Below are 23391 nucleotides of genomic sequence, written 5' to 3'. Positions count from 1 at the left end.
GTAACAATCTTTTAGTTGCAGCTTCCCTGTTGCAATTATCAAATTGGATGATCTAAAATTCGTCGGTTACACACCCTTTTGAGGCTGAAGAAACCGTTTTAGCATATTTATATAATGCTCCTCTTTGTATCTTTAAAGGTGGAGCTACCCATTTTGCTCTTCTTTCTGAAAGTTCTTCTTCAGAAATTTCAATATCTATTGTGTTGTTTACAGCATCAATCGAAATGATGTCTCCGTTTTCCACCAAGGCTATATTCCCTCCTACTTGTGCTTCTGGAGCAACGTGCCCGACTACAAATCCGTGCGAACCTCCAGAGAAACGTCCGTCGGTAATAAGTGCCACATCTTTTCCTAAACCAGCACCCATAATAGAAGAAGTTGGTTTTAGCATTTCTGGCATTCCTGGTGCTCCTTTTGGTCCTTCATAACGGATGATAACCACATCTCCTTTTTTAACTTTTCCAGATTTTATTCCTTCATTTACTGCTGCCTCGCTATCAAATACATTTGCTGGCCCTTTAAACGAAAGTCCTTCTTTTCCTGTAATTTTTGCCACGGCACCTTCAGTAGCAAGATTTCCAAATAGGATACGGATATGTCCTGTATCTTTTACTGGCTTGTCTAATGTTTTAATGATTTCTTGTCCATCAATTAAGTTAGGAACATCGGCTAAATTTTCAGCCAATGTTTTTCCTGTAACCGTTAAACAATCGCCGTGTAACATTCCGTTTTCAAGCATGTATTTTAAAACTCCTGGAATTCCTCCCACTCCGTGTAAATCTTCCATAGAATACTTTCCACTTGGTTTTAAATCGGCCAACAAAGGAGTATTATCACTTATACGTTTAAAATCTTCTAACGTAAACTCAAGCTGTGCTGCTTTTGCAATTGCCAAAAAGTGTAAAACTGCATTGGTTGAACCTCCTAAAACAGTAACCAATCTAAAAGCATTTTCTAAGGACTTTTTAGTAACGATATCTAATGGTTTGATATCATTTTCAATTAAGTATCGAAGTGCTTCTCCAGCTTTTACTGACTCTTGCTCTTTTATTTTTTCTGAACTTACCGCAGGATTGGATGCGTTAAAAGGCAACGACATTCCCAACGCCTCAATAGCCGAAGCCATTGTATTTGCGGTGTACATCCCCCCACAAGCTCCTGCTCCTGGGCAGGCTTTATGAATTACTTCTTTAAATTCAGACTCATCTATAGTTCCTGCTACTTTCTTTCCGTAGGCCTCAAAAGCAGATATGATATCAAGTTTTTCTCCTTTGTGGCATCCAGAGGCAATAGTTCCTCCGTACACCAAAATTGAAGGACGGTTTAAACGCAACATCGCCATTAAAGCACCAGGCATATTTTTATCGCATCCTACAACAGTTACCAAAGCATCATAACTCATCGCTTCGACAACCGTTTCCATAGAGTCGGCAATGATATCTCTAGAAGGTAATGAAAAACGCATTCCTGGAGTTCCGTTAGAAATTCCATCACTCACTCCAATGGTGTTAAAAATCAGCCCTACTAAATTTGCATTTTCTGTTCCTTTTTTAACATGCGTAGCCAAATCGTTTAGGTGCATATTACAAGGGTTACCTTCGTACCCTGTACTTGCAATCCCTACAAAAGGCTTTTGTAAATCTTCATCTGTTAATCCCAAAGCATGCAACATGGCTTGTGCTGCTGGTAGCGTTGGGTCTTGTGTAACTTGGTAACTAAATTTTTTTAAATTCACTTTATATGTTAAATTTTCGAGTATTATTTAATGATATTCAAAATTATATTAATGTTTTTCTAATTTTTCCTGTATTTATCTTTTAACTTTAAATTCAATTGCAATCATTAACAGTTAATTATATGTTTTTCAGTAAGTTAAATGCATTTTTTTAGGACATTCAACTGTAATTTTTTATGATTTTTAATCTATTTCTTTCAAAATATAGCGTCTAAATTCAGCGTATAAAAAGAAAAAGGACTTGCATCAACATTGATACAAGTCCTTTTTATACATACAGAATCATATCAACTTAAGTTGAATTAATAATAATGACGCTGCTAATGACTTTTATATATTTCATAAAATTTGGCAATAAAAAAAGCCTTCCGAAAATAGGAAGGCTTTGTTATATTATAATCACATCCTTCCCTATCCCAATGAAATAATCACTGCGACTTGAATAGAAACGATGTTAATTAGTTGTTTGTTCATACTTCAATATTATGAATATTTTTTTTGCTGAAAAAACATTTTACAGAAAAATATTTCAAAATTGATTGTTTATTGTGCTTCCCAAGCTGATATTGAATCTTGATTTAGCTTGATATAATCTTTGTTTCCTGCTTTCTCTGCTGCTGCCAACGATTGTTTAGCGGTAGCAATAGCTCCTTTGGTATCACCATTTTTAGCTTGAATTAACGATTTTTGACGAAGCATCCAAAACGGTGGCTCTTTTTGCATTGAAATAGCTTTATCAATCCACTCTTGCGCCTGATCTAAATTTTTATCTTCTTGTAAATAGTAAACTGCAGCAGCATAATAATCGCCAGCTTGTGGACCTCCCATTACTTTTTCAATACTCGCAGTTGCTTTTTCTGAAGTTGGAACTTCAAAAGGCACTTCTACATACGTGTTCTCCCATAAAATCCCTAAAGAAGCGCCATTGTTTGTTAAATTATCTACATCAATTGTAAAAGTTTCAACTTCAAAAGGTAATTGATACGTTTCGGCTGTAAGCTTTGCCGCTACTTTGCTATCATCCCATTTTTCTGGATTTCCCCAGTTGTTTGTATCTGTGTAAAAATACACTTCCCAACTTCCTTGATTTGGTTTGGTGTACAAAGCATAGCTTCCTTTTTTTACGGTAGAACCTCCTATTTTAACATCGTCACTAAAAGTAACTATCGTGTTTTGGTTTGCTCCAGTTCTCCAGATTTCTCCATAAGGAACCAAGTCTCCAAACACTGCACGTCCACGCATCGATGGTCGTGAATACGCAACAGTAACGTCGGTTAATCCAACTTTTTGCTCCAACTTTGAAGTCGGACTAGGTTGTGGTGTTGTAATTTGTGCGCTCGCAAAATTTATCGCTAAAAGCGCAAATGCAGAAAGGAAAAGTTTTTTCATTTTAATCTATTAATTAGTTAGAATCTCCACGAATTTACATATTAACTAGATTCTAATTGTTAATGAAACCTTAAAAAGAATCGATTGCCAATTTAATTTTGTTTAATTTTATACTGATTTTATTAAACAGAAATAACATCCGCCTACAAATGAAAACTCCCATTGCTCTATTTTGGTTCCGAAGAGACTTACGAATTGACGATAATACAGCACTAAATAAAGCATTACAAAGTAAACTTCCTGTTTTACCTATTTTTATATTCGACAAAGACATTTTAACCGAACTTCCAAAAGACGATGCTCGCGTTACTCTTATTTATGAAACACTCCAAAAACTCAGAAGTACACTACAAGAAAAGCATCAAAGTTCGATTGCACTTTACTACAGCTCCCCGCTTGATGTTTTTAAAAATTTAATTGCTGAATACAAAATTGAGGCTGTTTACACCAACCACGATTACGAACCTTATGCACGAAAAAGAGACCAAGCAATAGCTGAGTTTTTAAAAGAAAATGAAATTGAATTTAAAACGTATAAAGATCAAGTAATATTTGAAAAAGACGAGATTGTAAAGGACGACGGCGATCCTTACGTAGTGTACACGCCGTACATGAAAAAATGGAAAGCTACGTTTAAAACTTCATTATTAACTGAAAGTGATACTGAAAATCAATTTCGAAACTTTTATAAAAATACAAAACTTCCACAACTCACTTTAGAAGAAATTGGTTTTGAAAAATCGGCCATCAGTGTGAAAGACTACGATATTTCAGAAAAACTCATCAGCAATTACAAAGACACAAGAGATTTTCCTGCGGAAAATGCTACTAGCAATTTAAGCGTTCATTTAAGGTTTGGCACTGTAAGCATCCGAAGTATCATAAAAAAAACAATTGTAAACAAAGGGGAAGCTTTTTTTAATGAATTGATATGGAGGGAGTTTTTTATGCAAATTTTATGGCATTTTCCAAAAACCACACACAATGCCTTCCGTGAAAAATACGACCGTATTCAATGGAGAAATAACGAAACAGAATTTAAAAAATGGTGCGAAGGAAAAACTGGATATCCGCTAGTTGATGCAGGGATGCGACAACTTAATGAAACTGGCTATATGCACAACCGCGTACGAATGTTGGTTGCTAGTTTTTTATGCAAACATCTTCTTATCGATTGGCGTTGGGGCGAGGCTTATTTTGCCAAAAAACTACTCGATTACGAGTTGAGTAGTAATGTTGGGAATTGGCAATGGGCTGCAGGAAGTGGCGTTGATGCTGCACCATATTTTAGAATTTTTAACCCTACTACTCAAATTAAAAAATTCGACAAAGATTTGAAATACATCCAAACTTGGGTGAAAGATTATAACGAACTTACATATCCTGAAAAAATTGTAGATCATAAAGAAGCACGCGAACGTTGTTTACGTACTTATAAGGAAGCGTTAAAGTAGTACTTCTGTTGAATCATATTTAAGAGGTAACGTCCTGTAACGTTTTAATTAGTTCTTTCATTTTTGTCTTGACACAAAAACGAAACAAACCTAAGAGCCGACAAAGGCAGGCAGGAAAGTCTAGACTGATTTAAAAAATATTGAATATCTATAATATCATACCAAGATTAAAATGTCAAGTCAAGCCTGCCTTTGTCGGCAGACAGGCGTAGTCGAGACCTTATTTAAAGCTGTGAAGCCAAATTACCTCTCGACTACGCTCGAGGTGACTGTACATTATGACAGATTGCGGACATTCATAAAAATAAGACATAAAAAAACCCTCCGAATTGGAGGGTTTAATTTTTAAATGAAATAGAAATTAGTTTTTCCCTTCCATTTTATCTTTCAACGCTTGAAGCTCAGCATTAGCATCACCAAGAGTAGTTTTCTCTGCTTGGTTGCTACGTTTTGCAGCAGCTTTAACGTTTTTCTCTTCTTCTTCTTTGAAGATAGCTGTATGAGAAGCTACAACTCTTTTGAATTCTTTGTTGAACTCAATGATTTTGAAATCTGCTGTATCTCCTTTTTTCAACTTCTTACCATCTTCTTTCTCTAAGTGACGAGAAGGAACAAATGCTACGATATCTTCGTTAAACTCGATTGTAGCTCCTTTGTCAACTAACTCAGAAATTTCTGCATTGTGAACAGTTCCTTCAGCAAATTCTGCTTCGTACTTATCCCAAGGGTTTTCTGTAGTTTGTTTGTGACCAAGACTTAATTTACGTCCGTCAACGTCTAACTCAAGAACTTCAACTTCTAATTTGTCTCCTACGTTTACAAATTCAGATGGGTGTTTGATTTTCTTAGTCCAAGAAAGATCAGAGATGTAAATCAATCCGTCAATTCCTTCTTCTAATTCAACAAATACTCCAAAGTTTGTAAAGTTACGTACGATACCTGTGTGCTTAGAACCTACAGGGTATTTAGTAGTGATATCAGTCCATGGATCTGGAGTTAATTGCTTAATTCCAAGAGACATTTTACGATCTTCTCTATCTAAAGTAAGAACTACTGCTTCTACTTCGTCTCCTACGTTTACGAAATCTTGAGCTGAACGTAAGTGTGTAGACCAAGACATTTCAGAAACGTGGATTAATCCTTCAACACCATCAGCTACTTCGATAAACGCACCGTAATCTGCAATAACAACTACTTTACCTTTTACTTTATCTCCAACTTTAACGTCTTCACCTAAAGCTTCCCATGGGTGTTTTTGTAATTGTTTAAGACCTAATTGAATTCTAGATTTGTTATCATCAAAGTCTAAAATTACAACGTTTAATTTCTGATCTAACTCAACAACCTCGTTCGGGTGGTTGATACGAGACCAAGAAAGGTCTGTAATATGGATAAGACCATCTACGCCACCAAGGTCGATGAATACCCCGTAAGAAGTAATATTCTTAACGGTCCCTTCAAGTACTTGACCTTTTTCAAGCTGCCCGATGATTTCTTTTTTCTGCTCTTCGATATCTGCTTCGATAAGCGCTTTGTGAGAAACAACAACGTTTTTAAATTCGTGGTTGATTTTAACAACTTTGAATTCCATTGTTTTACCAACATACGCATCGTAATCGCGGATTGGCTTCACATCAATTTGAGATCCTGGTAAGAACGCTTCGATACCGAATACGTCTACAATCATACCTCCTTTAGTTCTGCACTTAACAAAACCGTTAACAATTTCTGCTTTATCATGAGCTGCATTAACTCTATCCCAAGCTTTGATAGTTCTAGCTTTACGGTGAGATAATACTAACTGTCCAGTTTTATCTTCGCGAACGTCGATTAAAACTTCTACTTTGTCTCCAACTTTTAAGTTTGGATTGTAACGAAACTCGTTTAAAGAGATTACACCTTCAGACTTCGCGTTGATATCGATAATCGCTTCTCTGTCTGTTAAATGAACTACAGTTCCTTCAACAACTTCCTCATCAGCTGTATCTACAAAGTTCTCTTCTACTAAGTTTTCGAATTCTTTTAATTTAGCATCTTCAACTTGATCAATACCTTCTTGGTAGTTGTGCCAGTTGAAATTTTGTAAAAACTCTTCTTTTGAAACAGTTTCTTTTGCTGTGTTTTCTTTAGTTTCAGCCATGTGCTGATAAAAATTTGTATTCTGCTTTAAATCAAGAGGTTAACACAATTTAAACACAGAAGATGTTTATATAAAAAATTGATTTTCAATCCCTTTTCCCTCTTGGGTATGCTAAAAAGGAGTGCAAATTTACAACTTATTTTTTGATTTTCAAATAATTAGACTGAAAGTTTAAATAACTGAAATTCAAATGAATATTTTAAGTTTAATATTTAAGCTTCTATAATTCGAAGTGCGAAATTGTAGATGCGTTCAAATTGTTCTTCTAAGCCCATATCACTATTATCAAATTCTATAGCATCGGGGGCTTGCAATAATGGAGAATCTTCTCGAGTTGAATCGATATGGTCGCGATTTTGTACATTCTTCAAAACATCTTCAAAAACCACACTTTCACCACCGTCTAAAAGTTCTTTATATCTTCTGAATGCTCTTTTTTCCGCAGAAGCAGTCATAAACAGTTTTAATTCAGCATCAGGAAAAACAACAGTTCCTATATCTCTCCCATCCATTACAACACCTTTTTCGGCGCCCATTATTTGCTGTTGTTCTACTAGCTTTTTTCGAACCTCAGAAATAGCGGCTACTGTACTCACCACATTCGACACGCGTAAAGTTCGAATTTCCTTTTCTACATTTTCCCCGTTTAAGTACATATCGGCATTTCCAGAAGTTTCATTGCGTTTAAAACTCAAATCAATTGTTGGTAATTTCTCAATCAACTTAACTATATCAACTCCTTTTTCTGAAATAAAACCATTGTTAAGCGCAAACAATGCAACCGCTCGGTACATCGCGCCAGTGTCTACGTACACATAGTTTAGCTTTTTTGCCAATTGCTTTGCAATGGTACTTTTCCCTGTGGATGAAAATCCGTCAATTGCGATTGTTATTTTTTTCATTTGTTTATTTATTATTGCCTTAAAGGTTTTTGTTTCGCGTTTCGTGTTTGATGTTTCTGGTTTGAGGTTTTTGGTTTGAGGTTTTTGGTTTGAGGTTGCAAAGTTTCAAAGGTGCAGAGAGACAAAGTTTCAACTGAGAAAATCTTAACTATTTTACTTTTTCACTTATTAATCCAATTAACCGATTAAACACTTCAACAGTTAAACTTTATGGGGTACCTCTACTCCGCCTGTCTGCCGACAAAGGCAGGCTCGGTATGACTTCTTATTATAAATTAATAATTACCTCTTCCCTACAACTCCTTCGCGTTCTTCACTTTTTGGTCGGTGATTGCAATATCAATTACTTCGCTCATTTCATTTACATAATGAAAAGTCAGTCCTTTTAAATACTCTTCTTTTATTTCTAAAATATCGCGTTTGTTTTCGTTACATAAAATCAATTCTTTAATACGAGCTCTTTTAGCCGCAAGTATTTTTTCTTTGATTCCTCCAACTGGTAATACTTTTCCACGAAGTGTAATTTCGCCAGTCATCGCAATATTTTTCTTTACTTTTTTCTGAGTGAATAAAGACACCAACGAAGTAAGCATCGTAATTCCGGCACTTGGACCATCTTTTGGTGTTGCTCCTTCTGGCACGTGAATATGCACATTGTACTTATCGAAAATATCTGGTTTAATTCCTAAACTTTCGGCATTCGATTTGATATATTCCATCGCAATGGTAGCCGACTCTTTCATTACTTTTCCTAAATTTCCAGTAATTGAAAGCGCTCCTTTTCCTTTAGAAAGTATCGATTCGATAAACAAAATATCACCTCCAACACTCGTCCAAGCCAAACCTGTTACCACTCCGGCAACATCGTTATTTTCGTATTTATCGCGTTCTAAACGAGCAGCACCCAAAACTTCAACAACATCTTCTGGGGTAACTTTTACATTGTATTCTTCTTCCATAGCAATCGATTTTGCTGCGTGGCGCACCATCTTTGCTACTTGCTTATCAAGTCCTCTAACACCCGACTCGCGAGTGTAACCTTCAACAATTTTTTCGAGTTCCTTCTTCCCTACTTTTAAATCGGTTGCTTTTAATCCGTGTTCTTTTAATTGCTTCGGAAGTAAATGACGTTTTCCAATTTCGACCTTTTCTTCAATGGTATATCCCGTTACATTGATAATTTCCATACGGTCGCGAAGTGCTGGCTGAATTGGACCTAAATTATTGGCAGTAGCAATAAACATTACTTTCGATAAATCGTAACCCATTTCTAAAAAGTTATCGTAAAACTCTTTGTTTTGCTCTGGGTCCAATACCTCTAACATTGCTGAAGAAGGATCGCCGTTATGACTACTAGAAAGTTTATCTATTTCATCTAAAATAAACACAGGATTGGATGTTCCTGCTTTTTTAAGCGACTGAATAATTCTTCCTGGCATCGCTCCAATATAAGTTTTACGGTGCCCTCTAATCTCGGCTTCATCGCGTAAACCTCCCAACGAAATACGCACATACTCTCTCCCTAAGGCTTCGGCAACCGACTTCCCTAAAGAGGTTTTCCCAACTCCTGGAGGTCCGTATAAACACAAAATAGGCGATTTCATATCGTTACGTAGCTTTAAAACTGCCAAATATTCGATAATTCGCTTTTTAACATCTTCGAGTCCGTAGTGGTCTCTATCTAATATTTTTTGTGCGCGTTTTAAATCGAATTTATCTTTTGAAAATTCATTCCATGGCAAGTCCAAAAACAAATCCAAATAATTACGCTGAATAGAATATTCGGCAACTTGCGGATTCATACGTTGCATTTTTGCCAATTCCTTGTCAAAATGCTCTTTAACTTTAGCATCCCACTTTTTCTTGGTAGCACGCTCTCGCATTTGCTCAACTTCTTCTTCATAAGAAACCCCGCCCAATTCTTCCTGAATGGTTTTCATTTGTTGGTGTAAAAAGTATTCGCGTTGCTGTTGGTCTAAATCCGAACGAACTTTCGATTGTATATCGTTTCGAAGCGCCAACTTCTGAAGTTCAACATTCATGTACTTCAAAGTATTAAGCGCTCTTTCTTGTAAATTTTGGGTTTCAAGTAATTGCTGTTTGTCCTTTACTTCCAAATTCATATTTGAAGAAATAAAGTTGATTAAAAACGAATTACTCTCAATATTTTTTATCGCAAAAGATGCTTCCGAAGGAATATTCGGACTCTCTTTTATAATTTGTAATGCCAACTCTTTAATCGAATCGATAATGGTTTGAAACTCCTCATCATCGTTTGCTGGTTTTACTTCTGGTAAATCTTTAATTTTTGCAGTAAAATAAGGCTCTGTCGAAGTGATTTCTTCAATTTCAAAACGCTTTTTCCCTTGTATAATTACTGTTGTATTTCCATCGGGCATTTTTAAAACTCGTAGAATTCTAGCAACAGTTCCCGTTGTGTTTAAATCGCTAATAGCTGGGTCTTCAACAGTTTCGTCTTTTTGAGCAACAACTCCAATCACCTTACTTCCGTTAGAAGCGTCTTTTATCAGTTTAATCGATTTGTCTCTTCCCGCCGTAATCGGAATTACCACACCTGGAAAAAGCACTGTATTTCTCAATGGTAAAATTGGAAGCGTTTCTGGTAAAACTTCATTATTTATTTCCTCCTCATCTTCTGGAGTCATCAACGGAATCAATTCGGCGTCATCGTCAATATTTTGCAATGACAAACTGTCCATATTCAAAAATTTATTATTACTCATAGTATTTTTTAAGTCATTCTGTCACACAGAATGGATATTATTTTTCAGTTTCTGTAGAAAGTTAATTGTCTTTTTTACTGCTATTTTACTCGCTCTACACAACAATTAACATTTTAATCAACTTGTATAGGCAATACCCGTGCCATAGTAACGCCTTCTTCAATTTCTCTCTATTATAAATATGCAAAATTCATCCTCCAAACACAGCTCAATCTTCATTTTAAATTTATTAGTATCTTTCAGAACTATTTAATTTTTTTATATGAAAAGTATTATTTACGGCCTTTTTTTCTGTCTTACCATATACAGCGCTACGGCGCAAACTATACAAAACTATCTTATCAATCCGCCTCAAAAGATTACGGTTTCCGACTCCTGCACTGTGTTGACTCCTGCAAATGCTACGCAACTTCAAAAACTCATCAGTTTAGGAATCAATAACGATTTTGTGGGCAGTATGGATATTGCTGAAAAAGTTGGCTTTTCAAAATTATACATCAATCTCAGTATCGATTCACTCAACCTACGACCGCAGGAATATTCGCTAAAAATAAGTACCGACAGCATCCAACTTACTGGGCAAAATTTGGCGGGTTTATACTACGGAAAACAAACACTTTTACAACTCCTTACCTACTCGGCAGACCAACAAAAAGCGTTGCCTTGCCTAACAATTACCGACTGGCCAAATTTTGAACGTCGTGGCGTAATGCTCGATGTAAGTCGCGATAAGGTGCCTACCATGGAAACGCTCTACCAACTTATCGATAAATTGGCGACTTGGAAAATTAACGAATTACAATTGTATATCGAACATACGTTTGCTTATAAAGACCACGAAGAGGTTTGGAAAAATGCGAGTCCTTTTACTGCGGAAGAAATTAGGCAACTCGATGCGTACTGTACCCAACGCCATATCGATTTGGTGCCGAATCAAAATTCGTTTGGACATATGGAAAATTGGCTGAAGCACGATACGTATTTGGATTTGGCTGAATGTCCCGACGATTGCGAAACTGTTTGGGGAAAACGCAAACGCACAAGTTTAAACCCTACCGACCCTGCTTCTTTTGAATTGATGAAGAGCTTGTACGAAGAGTTACTGCCTAACTTTTCGAGTAAATATTTTAATATTGGTGGCGATGAAACTGTGGAACTTTGCCTCGGAAAATCGAAAGATGCTTGTGAGAAACTCGGAAAAGGACAAGTCTACTTAAATTACCTTACACAACTCAACGACGAAGTAAATAAACAAGGCTACCAAGCACAGTTTTGGGGCGATATTATTTTAAATCATCCAGAACTGATTAAAGATATTCCGAAAAATATGACAGCCGTAGTTTGGGGCTACGATGCTACTTATCCTTTTGATGAAAACTTACCGAAATTTAAAGAAGCAGGACTCGACTTTTACGTGTGTCCTGGTACTTCTTCTTGGCGTTCGGAAATCGGGCGGAATTCGAACGCTTTCGAGAATTTAAAAAATGCGGCACTAGAAGGTTATAAAAATGGCGCAAAAGGTTTTCTAAACACCAATTGGGGAGATTTCGGACACTTTCAACCGCTATCTGTTAGCTATGCTCCTTTTTTATTGGGCGCTTCATATTCGTGGAATTACAACGAAAACACCGTCGATAACTTAGAGTTTTTACTGAATGAATATGTTTTTGAAGATGCTACAGGAAACACAGGCAAAGCTGTACTTATGTTGGGCGATGCGTATTTAAAAGCCGATATTCCTGCAGGAAATGCCAATGCTTTTCATTTGATGTTGCGTCGCTTTAGATGGACAATGAAAGGACATTACCAAACAAAACATTTAACGATAAAAGGTTTAAAAGCTTCGGAAGAAGAAATCAACAAGGCTTTGGCAATTTTAGCACAAGGAAAACCGACCGCCAAAGATGCCGATATTGTAATTGCCGAACTCAAACAAGCCTCGGCACTTGCATTGCATGGCGCTCATTTGGGAGAAGCCAGACTAAAAGCTAAAAACTATGCCACCGAAAACATTCCAACAGCAAAAAAAGAAGCTTTAGCAAACGAACTTGCACCGATTATTGAAAACCAAAAACAGACTTGGCTATTGCGTAACCGCAACGGTGGTCTCGACGATTCTATCGAAAAACTTCAAGATTTGTTGGAATATTATGGGGAGTGAGAATTTTTAATTGATAAATATTAATTGAGAATTGATAATTTGAAGTCATACCGAGCCTGCCTTTGTCGGCAGACAGGCGAAGTCGAGGTATCTCATCTTGTTGAAGTGTTGAATCGGTTAATTGTTTAAAATAAGTGAAAGAGGTAAAAAGTAAAGGTTTTCTCGTTTAAAACCTTGTCTCTTTTCACCTTTGCACCATTGAAACTTCAAACTAAAAACCAAAAATCTAAAACCCTTCCTAATGAGATTTCTCGTCGTTCGTTGCCTCACTCTGTCGAAATGACAAAACAAGAAACCTAAAACCCTTCCTAATGCGATTTCTCGTCGTTCGTTCCTCACTCTGTCGAAATGACGAAATAAGAGAATTGTAAAAAGTAAATAAGTTAAGGTATCTCGATTCAAACTTTGTCTCTCTGCACCTTTGAAACCTCAAACAAAAAACCTCAAACCAAAAACCCTTCATAATGCGATTTCTCGTCGTTCGTTCCTTACTCTGTCGAAATGACGAAATAAGGAAAGTGAAAGAGTTAATGAGGTAATAAGTTAAGGTTTTCTCAGTTGAAACTTTGTCTCTCTGCAACTTCAAACCAAAAACCCAAAACCTCAAACCCAAAACCTAAAACCAGAAACTTCAAACCAAAAACTAAAAATTCTAAATCTCAACATACCTATTTCGGATGCCGTAAAGAACCAGTCCTACTCTACTTTTAAGGTTGAGTTTATAAAACAAACTTTCGCGGTAGCCGTCTATGGTTTTTGGAGAAAGATTCATAAGCGAGGCAATTTCTTTGTACGTCATTTCAGAGCAGGCATGCCTTAAAAATTCTGCTTCACGAGGTTTGATTAAATTTTCAGATGGGTTGGCTTCTTCTCGCATCACTGCATCCATAAGGTCGTCGGTAATCATATCAGAATAATAAAACCCTTTTTCAATCACATCGTTTAAGGCGCGCTCAAAAAAATCGGGATGAATATCTTTTAAAATGTAACCTTTGGCGCCATGGCACAGCATTTGGATAATGGTAGTTTCGTTATCGTCCATCGAAAGTGCCAATACTTTTTGTTTTGGATGGTGTTTTTTAAGCCATTTCATGGTTTCGATACCATTCATTTGTGGCATATTAATATCCATTAAAACGATATCTGGTAAAGGTTTGTGTTGTATGGTATTTATAAAACTCTGTCCGTTTGCAGCATGAAAGGTAACTTCATATTTTTGAAACGATTCTACTAAAGAGGATAAGGATTTTGCAAATAATAAATGGTCGTCTACAATGGCAATAGTATACTTTTTCATTACGAGTTTAGCTTGGTTGGATACGTCAAAGTTACAGAAACTCCTTCATTTATTTTACTTTCAATCAATAAATTTGCACCGATAAGATTGGCTCGGTTTTGCATATTTAACATTCCTGAGCCCGATTTTTCTTCTTCAGTATTAAAACCTATTCCGTTATCGGCTACTTTAATTATTATTTCTGAAGGATGATATTCCAAATCGATTTTTAATTTGGTGGCTTTGGAGTACTTTACCACATTGGAAAAACACTCTTGAAAAATTCTAAAAATAATCAGTTCGTGTTTGCTATCTACTTCAAAAGGAGTTCCTTTCAGTTTATAATCTACTTCCAAAAAGTTGAGTCTTTTAAAGCGTTCTAACTCGTTTTCTAAAGAAGTTTTTAAGCCCGCTCTCGAAACCACATCGGCATTTAAAGCGTGCGATAATAAACGGACTTCGTTAACACCTTGCCGTAGTACATTGCGCAACTCTTGGTAACTCAATTGCTCGTCTTTATCAAGACTAAAACGCAACCTGTTTGCCTCGAGATTGGCTATAGAGAGCAATTGCCCAATGTTATCGTGCAACTCCCAACTTAAATTTCGGTAGGTTTGCTCTTGCATTTCTACCTGTGCATGCGTTAATTCTTGCTGAAATTTTTGACGCTCTTCTGCGCGTTGTATTAAAAGTTTGTTTCTGCTTTTCTGATAAAATAAAAACGAAATAATTCCTATCAGTGTAACCAGTAATACAACCAGACTTCCGTACACAATAACCCCAATAAGTACTTCTCTACTTTCCATAGGAATGATTATTTAAACTGAAAAGTTAACCTCTGTTTGGTTGCAATTTACTGTTTTCTGCGTTATTACTCCGTCTCCTATGAATTATAAACCCTATTATAAAACTTCCATAAAGGACTATATTACAACACACTAAAATACTTAAATAAATATCTTGATGGTCGTACAAAAACTTATCGAAAATTATAATAGGTACTGTTATTAAATAATAAAACATAGAGCCTGTAATGACCCAAAACGATAACCGATGATACACATTTATTATTTTTTCTGATAAAAACACCTCTCGGAAATACAAAAATGCACCTAAGAGCAAGCCTATACCTCCAAAAAACCGTACAAACATCATATTTTTTTCAAAAAAAGTGTTTTCAATCATCCAGAAATTGGCAATGATACAGGAGGTATATATTGCAAAAAGCCATTTTACAATGGTTTTGTGTAAAGGCAAACGGAGCGTTTTTAAAAAATAATACAGGTATAAATAAAAGGTAAGAATCCTAAAAATATTATATATCCAATAATTTTTATTGGGAAAATATTTTTTTGTAAGAATGGTTATTTCAGCATTAGGAAAATAATAAAAGAAGGCATATAAATGTCCTACAAACTCTGTAAAAACAGTACATAGTAACAAATAAAAAATAATTCGATTTGGGGTATGTTGGTACTTTTTAAAGCTCATACCAGCCACCACAGTGGTAGCCAGTATGAGTAAAAAAATTAAAATTCGTAAGTACAACATCTGGTATATCTAAGCTGGTGGCCACCCTGTCATAGAATCATTATAAGAATCTACGTCCTCAATCATTTCGGGGTCGTCGGCAAGTGCCTTAGTAGTTTTTACGCCCGTTGGCATAATAAAGCCCGAGAGGTTTCCGTCTTTGTCGTCGTCTTCGTATTTCCCTAAGGAAAAACGTAAGCCTAAATCGGTATAACCTTTGTCTTTGGCTTCTTGCTTAAAATAAGCAATATACTCCTCCAACTCCTCTACAGACCACCAAAATTGGCTTGCAAAGTCTTTGCCGTATTCTTTTTTAAGGGTTTTCTCGATAGTTTTAGCGTACTTTTCTTGTAGTTTTAACGCCTTTTTATGCGTAATGCATTTTTTAGGTTTTTGTGCCATTTTTCAGTTGGTATTGTTAAGGTTTTTCTTTCGTTTACTAAAATAGATATTTTTATTTTTAGTTTTTATATCGTTTTTATTTTTTTTGATGAAATGCTATTTCTATCTATAAAGACCTTGATTGTTTTTTTTAAATGAAAAAGTTAATTGATTAACTGTTGAATTGTTTAATTGTTGAATCGGTTAATTGTTTAAGAGAAGTGAAAGAGTTAATGAGCTAATGAGTTAAGGTTTTCTCGATTACAACCTTCTTTCTAACTGTCATACCGAGCGGAGTCGAGGTATCGCATCTTATTAGAAAAGTGAAAAAGTTAATGAGGTAATAAGTTAAGGTTGTCTCGATTGAAACTTTGTCCCTTTGCAACTTTGCAATTTTGAAACTTTGCAACCTCAAACCAAAACCAAAAACCCTTCATAATGCGATTTCTCGTCGCTCGTTGCCTCGCTCTGTCGAAATGACAATTGAAAATAAATAGTCATACCGAGCCTGCCTTTGTCGGCAGACAGGCGGAGTCGAGGTATCACATCCTGTTGAATCGTTGAATCGGTTAATTGTTTAAAAGAAGTGAAAGAGTAAATAAGTAAAATAGTTAAGGGTTTCTCGGTTGAAACTTTGTCCCTCTGCACCTCTGCATCTTTGCAACCTCAAACCAAAAACCTAAAACCTAAAACCCTTCGTAATGCGATTTCTCGTCGCTCGTTGCCTCACTCTGTCGAAATGACGAAACAAGAAACTTCAAACAAAAAAACCAAAACCTAAAACCCTTCATAATGCGATTTCTCGTCGCTCGTTGCCTCGCTCTGTCGAAATGACGAAACAAGAAACTTGAAACTAAAAACCTAAAACCAAAAAACCTTACGTAATGTGATTTCTCGTCGTTCGTTGCCTCACTCTGTCGAAATGACGAAACAAGAAACTTCAAACTAAAAACCAAAAACTAAAGACTTCAAACTAAAAAAACAAAAAACGGTATTTTCCCCTTTTCAAATCGCTTAATTTTCAGCAACTTGCAACAAAATAAAATGCTATGTTACCAACTATTTCATACCTCGATGTGTACCATCATATACACACAAAAACAACGCATTCGGTAGGAAAAATACAGCTATTGCTCGATAACGACGACGGAAGTGCGCCAGATGCTTTGTATGTGTTTTTAAATGAAATAGAAGATATTTTCCGTAGAAATCAAATTTCAGCATTTACAACCATAGCTACTTACCGCATCGAATTGCTCAATGCGCGCACAGCTATTGACCAACGTATTCCGCAGAAAAAATACCAACTCGATACAACATCGGCGCTTATCCCCAACATTACACAAACGGTAAGTGAGGTATTAAAACCCATAGAAACCAAAATTAATACCGCTAGAAATATTATTAAAACCTTAATATTTACTGCCTACGACAGCAATATTATAACTTCGGTTCCGCCGAAAAACTTCACCGAAATGGCTACCAATTTATGGGCGCTTTTTATCAACCACGACAGCTTTAAAGAAAAAGCGTTTAAAGTAGCAAAAGCACTCCCACAAGATGATATTTTAATGCTTATTTGCGAAGAAGTTTATGCTATGAGTGTAAAAATAAGTTCGTCGCCAGTACGTTTTTGAGCCAACAAAGCAATTGCTTGTTCTGTAAGTTGTAAAATTCGTGGATATCCGCCCGTTGTTTGAGCGTCTTTCATTAACACAATAAGTTTCCCCGAAGGCGTAAGTTGCACCGTTCCTGGAAGTGTTGCCGAGGTTAAAATAGAATACGAGTGCGGATACAAATGTTGCTTTAGCTGATATGCCATCCTATTGTTTTCTTTGGCAACATTAAAAATGCCACTCAACACTTGCTGTTCTTGCTCTTTGGTAAGTAAGTTGAATTCTGGCCCTTTGTAAACTTCGAGTTCTTTTTGGTTAAAATCGTGGTCCATACCTGGCAAATGGGCTTTTATTTTATGTTCCTTGCGTTTGGCAATTTCTAAGGTTTTTTCTTTTTGCAAATACGAAAATTCGGTAAGCGATACATACCACGATTTGCTTCCCAACACTGTTTCGGTTTTAAAACCACCTTGTACCGCCAAATAACACCGAAACCCGCTTTTTAATTTCCCAAAGCTCAACACATCGTTTTTTTGAACATGATACACTTCATCATTAAAAATAGGTTTTCCATTAAGTTTAGGCGACAAAATTGCGCCACTAATGGCAATAAGCGTTTCGGTCTCAAAGAGTAATTCGGGGCCAACCATTGTTATTTCGAGTACTGCCGAGTTTTTAGAATTTCCCAATAACTTATTGGCAAATTGCGCCGAAATAGCATCCATCACTCCACTTACAGGCACTCCTTTATCACGATAGCTAAAACGTCCTAAATCTTGAATGGTAGTATAAAATCCTGGATTAAGTATTTGTATCATCTAGCTCGTAGGTTTTAAGGTGAAAAATTTTAGCATCTACCTGAATGGTAATAAGTTCGTGCTCGTCTTTATTGATGGGGTAAAATTTAATTTTATCGCCCACTTGCACCCCACATGGTGGCTCGTTGCTTGGGTTAAATACTTTTACTGGCGAGTTGCCAATAATATTCCAACCTCCTGGCGATTCCTGCGGATAAATACCTGTTTGCTCACCTCCAATCCCTACAGAACCCTGCGGAATGTGTAAGCGCGGTTCTTTACGTCTGGGATGATGTAAAGTTTTAGAAAGTCCGCCCAAATACATAAATCCAGGTAAAAAACCAATGCAGTAAATAGTGTACAAAGGCGCTGTATGCAATTCAATAATTTCATCGATTGCTAGTTTTTTTTCCAACGAAAAAGCTTCCATGTCAATTCCAAAATCGAGGTCGTAACACACAGGAATATGCCATAATTTCCGTTCGATATCTTCCTGCGTATAATTTAGTTTATACAGTGTCTTTAAATGAGCTATTAACTTTGAAAACTCGATATTTTGCGTAGCAATAAGCGTTAACGAATTGTAGGCAGGTATGAGTTCTACATTTTCTATTTCTTTAGCAATAACACTTTTAAACTTCAATATATCTTTTAAAATAGCCTCACTCACAGTGCGGGGCCATTCCATCAATAAAGCTTTATTGCCGTACGGTCGGTATTCAATTTTAAACTTATCCAAGAGTAACAGTTTGTTTGTTTTGGTGTAAATATTTTACAATGTCCACCGCATTTTCGGTGTCAGAATGCACGCAAAATGTACTAGCTTCTAGCGGTACTTTTGTGTTTTGATAGGTTGTAACTTCTTCTTGCGTAGCAATTTGTAAAACTTGCTGTAACACAGCTTGTTTATCAGTTAAAACAGCATTGGGTTTGGTTCTACTTACCAACGACAAATCGTCGTTATAAGCACGGTCGGCAAAAGCCTCATAAAAAATTCTGAATCCGTTTTGCAAAGCCTTTCGCGCAATAGCACTTTTATAAGGAGCGTACAGTGCTACACTTTTTTTATACGGAAGTACAGCCTTTAAAAATACAGTTGATAAAACTTCATCTTTTGCCAAATCGTTATACAGTGCGCCGTGTGGTTTTATATGATGAAAAACAGCATTTTGTTGAGAAAGTACGTTTTCAAATAATTGTAATTGCGCTTGTAGGGTTGCTAATAATTTTTCTTCGGAAAGCTTCATAGACACCCGACCAAAATTTTCAACATCTGGATACGACGGATGCGCTCCAATAGCCACCTTATTTTGTTGCGCAATAGCTACAACTTCGGCTATAGAATGAGCATCGCCAGCATGGCCACCACAAGCAATATTACACGATTGGATGTACGGCATCAAGTCGGCTTCGTTTTGAAACCCCTCACCTACATCGCAATTGATATTTATTTCTGTCATATTTTCTGTAAAAGATTAAGCTTCAATCATTCAGAATAAATATACAGTAAGTTTTATAAATCGCTAAATTATCTGAGTAAATTCTTTGTAAAACAAGCAACTTAGCTAAGCCAACCCTCCCTATCCAAACTTCTATACTGAATAGCTTCGCTAATATGCGTGCCATTTATTTGTTCGGCTTCTTCTAAATCGGCAATCGTACGTGCTACTTTTAAAATACGGTCGTAGGCTCTAGCCGATAAATTTAAACGTTCCATTGCGCTTTTAAGCAATTGTAATGAAGCTTCATCCAGTTGGCAGTACATTCGGATTTGTTTGGTATTCATTTGTGCGTTGTAATGAATGTTTGGCAATTTCTCAAACCTGTTTGTTTGTATCCTTCTGGCTTTATTCACCCGCTCCCGAATAATAGTGCTACGTTCTCCTTTTCTTTCTTCGGAAAGTTTTTCGAACGGCACAGGAGTTACTTCAATATGTATATCAATTCGGTCGAGCAACGGACCAGAAATTTTACTCAAATAACGTTGCATTTCGGCAGGCGAAGTCGCTACGGGAGCATCGGGGTCGTTGAAATATCCGCCTGGACTCGGATTCATACTAGCCACCAACATAAAACTCGACGGATACGTAACGGTAAATTTAGCTCTCGAAATGGTAACCTCTCTATCTTCCAACGGTTGGCGCATAACCTCCAAAACACTGCGTTTAAATTCGGGTAATTCATCTAAAAACAAAACGCCGTTGTGCGCCATCGATATTTCGCCAGGCTGTGGATAAGCACCACCGCCCACCAGTGCAACATCGGAAATAGTGTGATGCGGACTCCGAAACGGACGCGCATTCATAATTCCGCTATTAATTGTTCTTCCCGTAACCGAATGAATTTTGGTTGTTTCGAGCGCTTCGTCGAGTGTCATGGGTGGCAAAATAGACGGCAAGCGCTTGGCAAGCATGGTTTTCCCAGAACCTGGAGGACCAATTAAAATAATATTATGTCCGCCAGCAGCGGCAATTTCCATACTTCTTTTGATGCTCTCCTGCCCTTTTACATCGGCAAAATCAAACTCTGGAAATTCGAGTGCTTTGGCAAATTCATCAGCTATATTAACAACCGTAGGTTGTAAAGGCGTGTTCTCATTAAAATAAGCAATTACTTCTTTGATATCGGTTACGCTATAAACTTCCAATCCAGATACAATGGCAGCCTCCTTGGCATTTTCCGCAGGTAAAATAAAACCTTTAAAGCCTGCTTCTTTTGCTTTAATAGCAATTGGCAATGCGCCTTTTATGGGTTGTAAAGTGCCGTCTAAGGAGAGTTCACCCATGATTAAATAATCTGCTAAGTTATCAGCTTTTATTTGCTCAGACGCTGCTAAAATTCCCATTGCCAAAGTTAAGTCGTATGCCGACCCTTCTTTGCGCATATCCGCAGGAGCCATATTGATAGTAATTTTCTTTCCAGGGATTTTGTATCCGTTGTGTTGCAACGCCGCAGCAATACGGTAATTACTTTCTTTGATAGCATTGTCTGGCAATCCCACCAAATGATACCCAATGCCTTTGTCTATATTTACTTCAACAGTAATTATTGTAGCTTCGATACCAAATACAGCACTTCCAAAAACTTTTCGTAACATAGCTATTTATTTCATTTAACAATGCTTTCATTTTTGTCTTGACACAAAAACGAAACAAAAAAGTCAAGACTGATTAAAAAAGTAATAAAAATCTACGGAAACACCCGCCACAGATTAAAAGAACTCGCTCCGCTCAAACAGCTTTTAATCTATCACCCCTCACTGCTTCCTTGATTTTCTATACTTTTTTAATAGGTCAATTTTATCATATATACATCATTCTTATGTCGAACTCACGTTAACGTATTAAAGTTACGAATTTTTTCTACAAAATATCGATTATTTAAAACATCTGTAAAAACAAAAAAGCGGAAAACAATTAAGTTTTCCGCTTTTAAATATGTTGTAAATCAGGTTATAGACTAAGCAAAATATGCATAAATACCTATCACCATTAAACAAATAGCAACTCCAACTGGAATTAAATATTTGTAAGGTTCGATACTTACTTTTTGCGTGTACTCTAATTCGAAATCGGTTTCTCTTGGCGCTATTTTTCCGATAATAAGCATGATAATAATATTAATAACAAATAAAATTGCCATTACATGCAGGTAATGCGGATAAGCAAGTGTACCTATTTCTGCAAGTTTATCTGCGTCTGTAATTCCTGAAGCTTTAGCCGCTTCTATAGCATTACTAGCAACAAGTGGCTTAACAATAAACTGACTAATAATGTACAAAACACATCCAGAAATAATTCCTACTTTCGCAGCAATTGCAGGAACACGTTTGGTAGTATATCCTACCACGATAATTGTAAGAATTGGGATACTATAACAACCGTTTACTTCTTGTAAATATCCAAACAATCCGTTTGGTGCATTAGCGATAAAAGGTGCGATAAGCATTGCTGCAATTGCTAATACAATTCCGAAGTATTTCCCGTTTTTAATTACAGTAATTTCCGAAGCTTCTTTATTGATATATTCTTTATAAAAATCTATACTAAACAAAGTAACAGAACTGTTTAAAGCACTGTTAAACGAACTCAAAATCGCTCCAAAAAGCACAGCTGCAAAAAAGCCAAGTAAGGCCGTTGGAAGTACTTTATTTACCAATAATGGATAAGCTTGATCTGGAGTTTCCAAATCTGGCCCAAAAATATAATATGCAATAATTCCAGGTAGTACCACGATAAGTGGCCCTAAAATTTTGATAAAGGCTGCCAATAGTAATCCTTTTTGTCCTTCTTTTAGGTTTTTGGCCGCTAAAGCACGTTGGATAATAGCTTGGTTGGTTCCCCAATAGAAAAGTTGCACCAGCATCATCCCTGTAAAAATTGTACTAAAAGGCACTGAATTTGTTGGTCCTCCCATCGATTTAAACTTTTCTGGAGCTTCAGCAACCAACGTAGAAATTCCATCGGTAACAGAACCATCTCCAATAAGCATCAATCCAAAAACAGGAATCATTAATCCACCAATAAGTAAACCAATTGCATTAACAGTATCGGAAACTGCAACGGCTTTTAGTCCACCAAAAATGGCGTAAATAGAACCTATAATTCCAATTCCCCAAACACAAATCCAAATAGAAGTTCCAAGAGAAACTCCTAATAGTTCTGGGATGTTAAACATGGTTGAAATTGCCAAAGAACCCGAGTATAAAACGATTGGTAAAAAGATGACAACATACCCCAGTAAGAAAAGTCCAGAAGCAATAGTTTTGGTTCCTTTATCATAACGTGTTTCCAAAAATTGAGGTACCGTTGTGAGTCCGCCTTTTAAATATTTAGGTAATAAAAAAATTGCGGTTACCACCATTGCAAGTGCAGCAAGGGTTTCCCATGCCATAACAGATATTCCTTCGGAATATGCCGACCCGTTAAGTCCTACAATTTGCTCGGTTGATAAATTTGTTAAGAGTAGCGAACCCGCTACTACGCCTGCTGTTAAACTTCTTCCTCCAAGAAAATATCCATCAGAGGTGCTTTCGTTTGTCTTCTTTGTAGCAAAATATGCAATTATTGCAACAAGAAGTGTAAATCCTACAAAGGAAAGTATTGCCATGCCGTATCTAGTTTAAGTTTGATTGCGAATATATAATTTTTAGAGAAACTTATTTGCAGTTTTCTCAATAAATAAGGGTTTAAATAATAGTATTTATCAGATGTTGACTTATTTTCAATGCGCTGAAAACGAATGTTTTATCAATCAACATCAAGTT

General features: G+C 36.4%; 17 protein-coding genes. 3 read left to right on the top strand and 14 right to left on the bottom strand.

Translation table 11 applies throughout. The features are described from left to right. Window positions 1–52 precede the first annotated feature (52 nt). Window positions 53–1735: a dihydroxy-acid dehydratase gene (ilvD, locus tag JMA43_RS10345; RefSeq protein ID WP_342156478.1), complete on the bottom strand. Its 1683-nt coding sequence runs from the start codon at window positions 1733–1735 to the stop codon at window positions 53–55. Window positions 1736–2278: 543 nt separating this feature from the next. Continuing rightward, the gene (locus tag JMA43_RS10340) at window positions 2279–3124 is read right to left on the bottom strand and encodes a DUF2911 domain-containing protein (protein WP_342156476.1); all 846 of its coding nucleotides are present in this window, start codon (window positions 3122–3124) and stop codon (window positions 2279–2281) included. A 149-nt stretch (window positions 3125–3273) separates the two neighbouring features. Here JMA43_RS10340 and JMA43_RS10335 point away from each other — a divergent pair, with 149 nt between their 5' ends. Continuing rightward, window positions 3274–4578: a cryptochrome/photolyase family protein gene (locus tag JMA43_RS10335; RefSeq protein ID WP_342156475.1), complete on the top strand. Its 1305-nt coding sequence runs from the start codon at window positions 3274–3276 to the stop codon at window positions 4576–4578. Between the two features lie 361 nt (window positions 4579–4939). Here the strand turns inward: JMA43_RS10335 and rpsA are convergent, their stop codons facing one another. From rpsA to lon, 3 genes are all read right to left on the bottom strand, one after another. Then, complete coding sequence (gene rpsA / locus JMA43_RS10330) at window positions 4940–6718, bottom strand: 30S ribosomal protein S1 (RefSeq protein ID WP_342156474.1); 1779 nt, start codon at window positions 6716–6718, stop codon at window positions 4940–4942. 212 nt (window positions 6719–6930) lie between these two features. Next, window positions 6931–7620: a (d)CMP kinase gene (gene cmk / locus JMA43_RS10325; protein WP_342156472.1), complete on the bottom strand. Its 690-nt coding sequence runs from the start codon at window positions 7618–7620 to the stop codon at window positions 6931–6933. A 293-nt stretch (window positions 7621–7913) separates the two neighbouring features. Continuing rightward, window positions 7914–10364, bottom strand: coding sequence for an endopeptidase La (lon, locus tag JMA43_RS10320; RefSeq protein ID WP_342156470.1), 2451 nt, complete (start codon window positions 10362–10364; stop codon window positions 7914–7916). Between the two features lie 262 nt (window positions 10365–10626). Between lon and JMA43_RS10315 the strand changes: the two genes are divergently transcribed. After that, window positions 10627–12525 (top strand): beta-N-acetylhexosaminidase, encoded by a 1899-nt coding sequence (locus JMA43_RS10315; protein WP_342156468.1) that lies wholly within the window; start codon window positions 10627–10629, stop codon window positions 12523–12525. 652 nt (window positions 12526–13177) lie between these two features. Here the strand turns inward: JMA43_RS10315 and JMA43_RS10310 are convergent. From JMA43_RS10310 to JMA43_RS10295, 4 genes are all read right to left on the bottom strand, one after another. Next, complete coding sequence (locus tag JMA43_RS10310) at window positions 13178–13822, bottom strand: response regulator transcription factor (RefSeq protein WP_342156466.1); 645 nt, start codon at window positions 13820–13822, stop codon at window positions 13178–13180. Then, window positions 13822–14607, bottom strand: a complete 786-nt coding sequence (locus tag JMA43_RS10305) for a sensor histidine kinase (RefSeq protein ID WP_342156464.1) — start codon at window positions 14605–14607, stop codon at window positions 13822–13824. Before JMA43_RS10305 ends, JMA43_RS10310 begins: the two co-directional genes overlap by 1 nt. A 25-nt stretch (window positions 14608–14632) precedes the next feature. Beyond that, window positions 14633–15058, bottom strand: coding sequence for a hypothetical protein (locus tag JMA43_RS10300; protein ID WP_342156462.1), 426 nt, complete (start codon window positions 15056–15058; stop codon window positions 14633–14635). Window positions 15059–15361: 303 nt separating this feature from the next. Continuing rightward, entirely contained in the window at window positions 15362–15733 is a 372-nt protein-coding gene (locus JMA43_RS10295; RefSeq protein WP_342156460.1) for a hypothetical protein, read from the bottom strand. Window positions 15734–16761: 1028 nt separating this feature from the next. Between JMA43_RS10295 and JMA43_RS10290 the strand changes: the two genes are divergently transcribed. Further along, entirely contained in the window at window positions 16762–17349 is a 588-nt protein-coding gene (locus tag JMA43_RS10290) for a hypothetical protein (RefSeq protein WP_342156458.1), read from the top strand. Here JMA43_RS10290 and JMA43_RS10285 read toward each other — a convergent pair. The 5 genes from JMA43_RS10285 to JMA43_RS10265 form a co-directional block, all read right to left on the bottom strand. Next, window positions 17304–18146 (bottom strand): 5-oxoprolinase subunit C family protein, encoded by an 843-nt coding sequence (locus JMA43_RS10285; RefSeq protein WP_342156456.1) that lies wholly within the window; start codon window positions 18144–18146, stop codon window positions 17304–17306. The two genes, JMA43_RS10290 and JMA43_RS10285, sit on opposite strands and share 46 nt — an antisense overlap. Continuing rightward, complete coding sequence (pxpB, locus tag JMA43_RS10280; protein ID WP_342156455.1) at window positions 18130–18864, bottom strand: 5-oxoprolinase subunit PxpB; 735 nt, start codon at window positions 18862–18864, stop codon at window positions 18130–18132. The genes JMA43_RS10285 and pxpB overlap by 17 nt, the downstream gene beginning before the upstream one ends. Further along, a complete protein-coding gene (gene pxpA / locus JMA43_RS10275; protein WP_342156454.1) occupies window positions 18857–19585 on the bottom strand; it encodes a 5-oxoprolinase subunit PxpA in 729 nt (242 codons plus the stop codon). Before pxpA ends, pxpB begins: the two co-directional genes overlap by 8 nt. Before the next feature lie 101 nt (window positions 19586–19686). Beyond that, window positions 19687–21222 (bottom strand): YifB family Mg chelatase-like AAA ATPase, encoded by a 1536-nt coding sequence (locus JMA43_RS10270; RefSeq protein ID WP_342156451.1) that lies wholly within the window; start codon window positions 21220–21222, stop codon window positions 19687–19689. A 362-nt stretch (window positions 21223–21584) separates the two neighbouring features. After that, complete coding sequence (locus tag JMA43_RS10265; protein ID WP_342156449.1) at window positions 21585–23234, bottom strand: solute:sodium symporter family transporter; 1650 nt, start codon at window positions 23232–23234, stop codon at window positions 21585–21587. Window positions 23235–23391 lie beyond the last annotated feature (157 nt).

Origin of the sequence: Joostella sp. CR20, assembly GCF_038433465.1 — a bacterium.
GTDB lineage: Bacteria > Bacteroidota > Bacteroidia > Flavobacteriales > Flavobacteriaceae > Galbibacter.
This window is presented reverse-complemented; position numbering and strand designations above follow the sequence as displayed.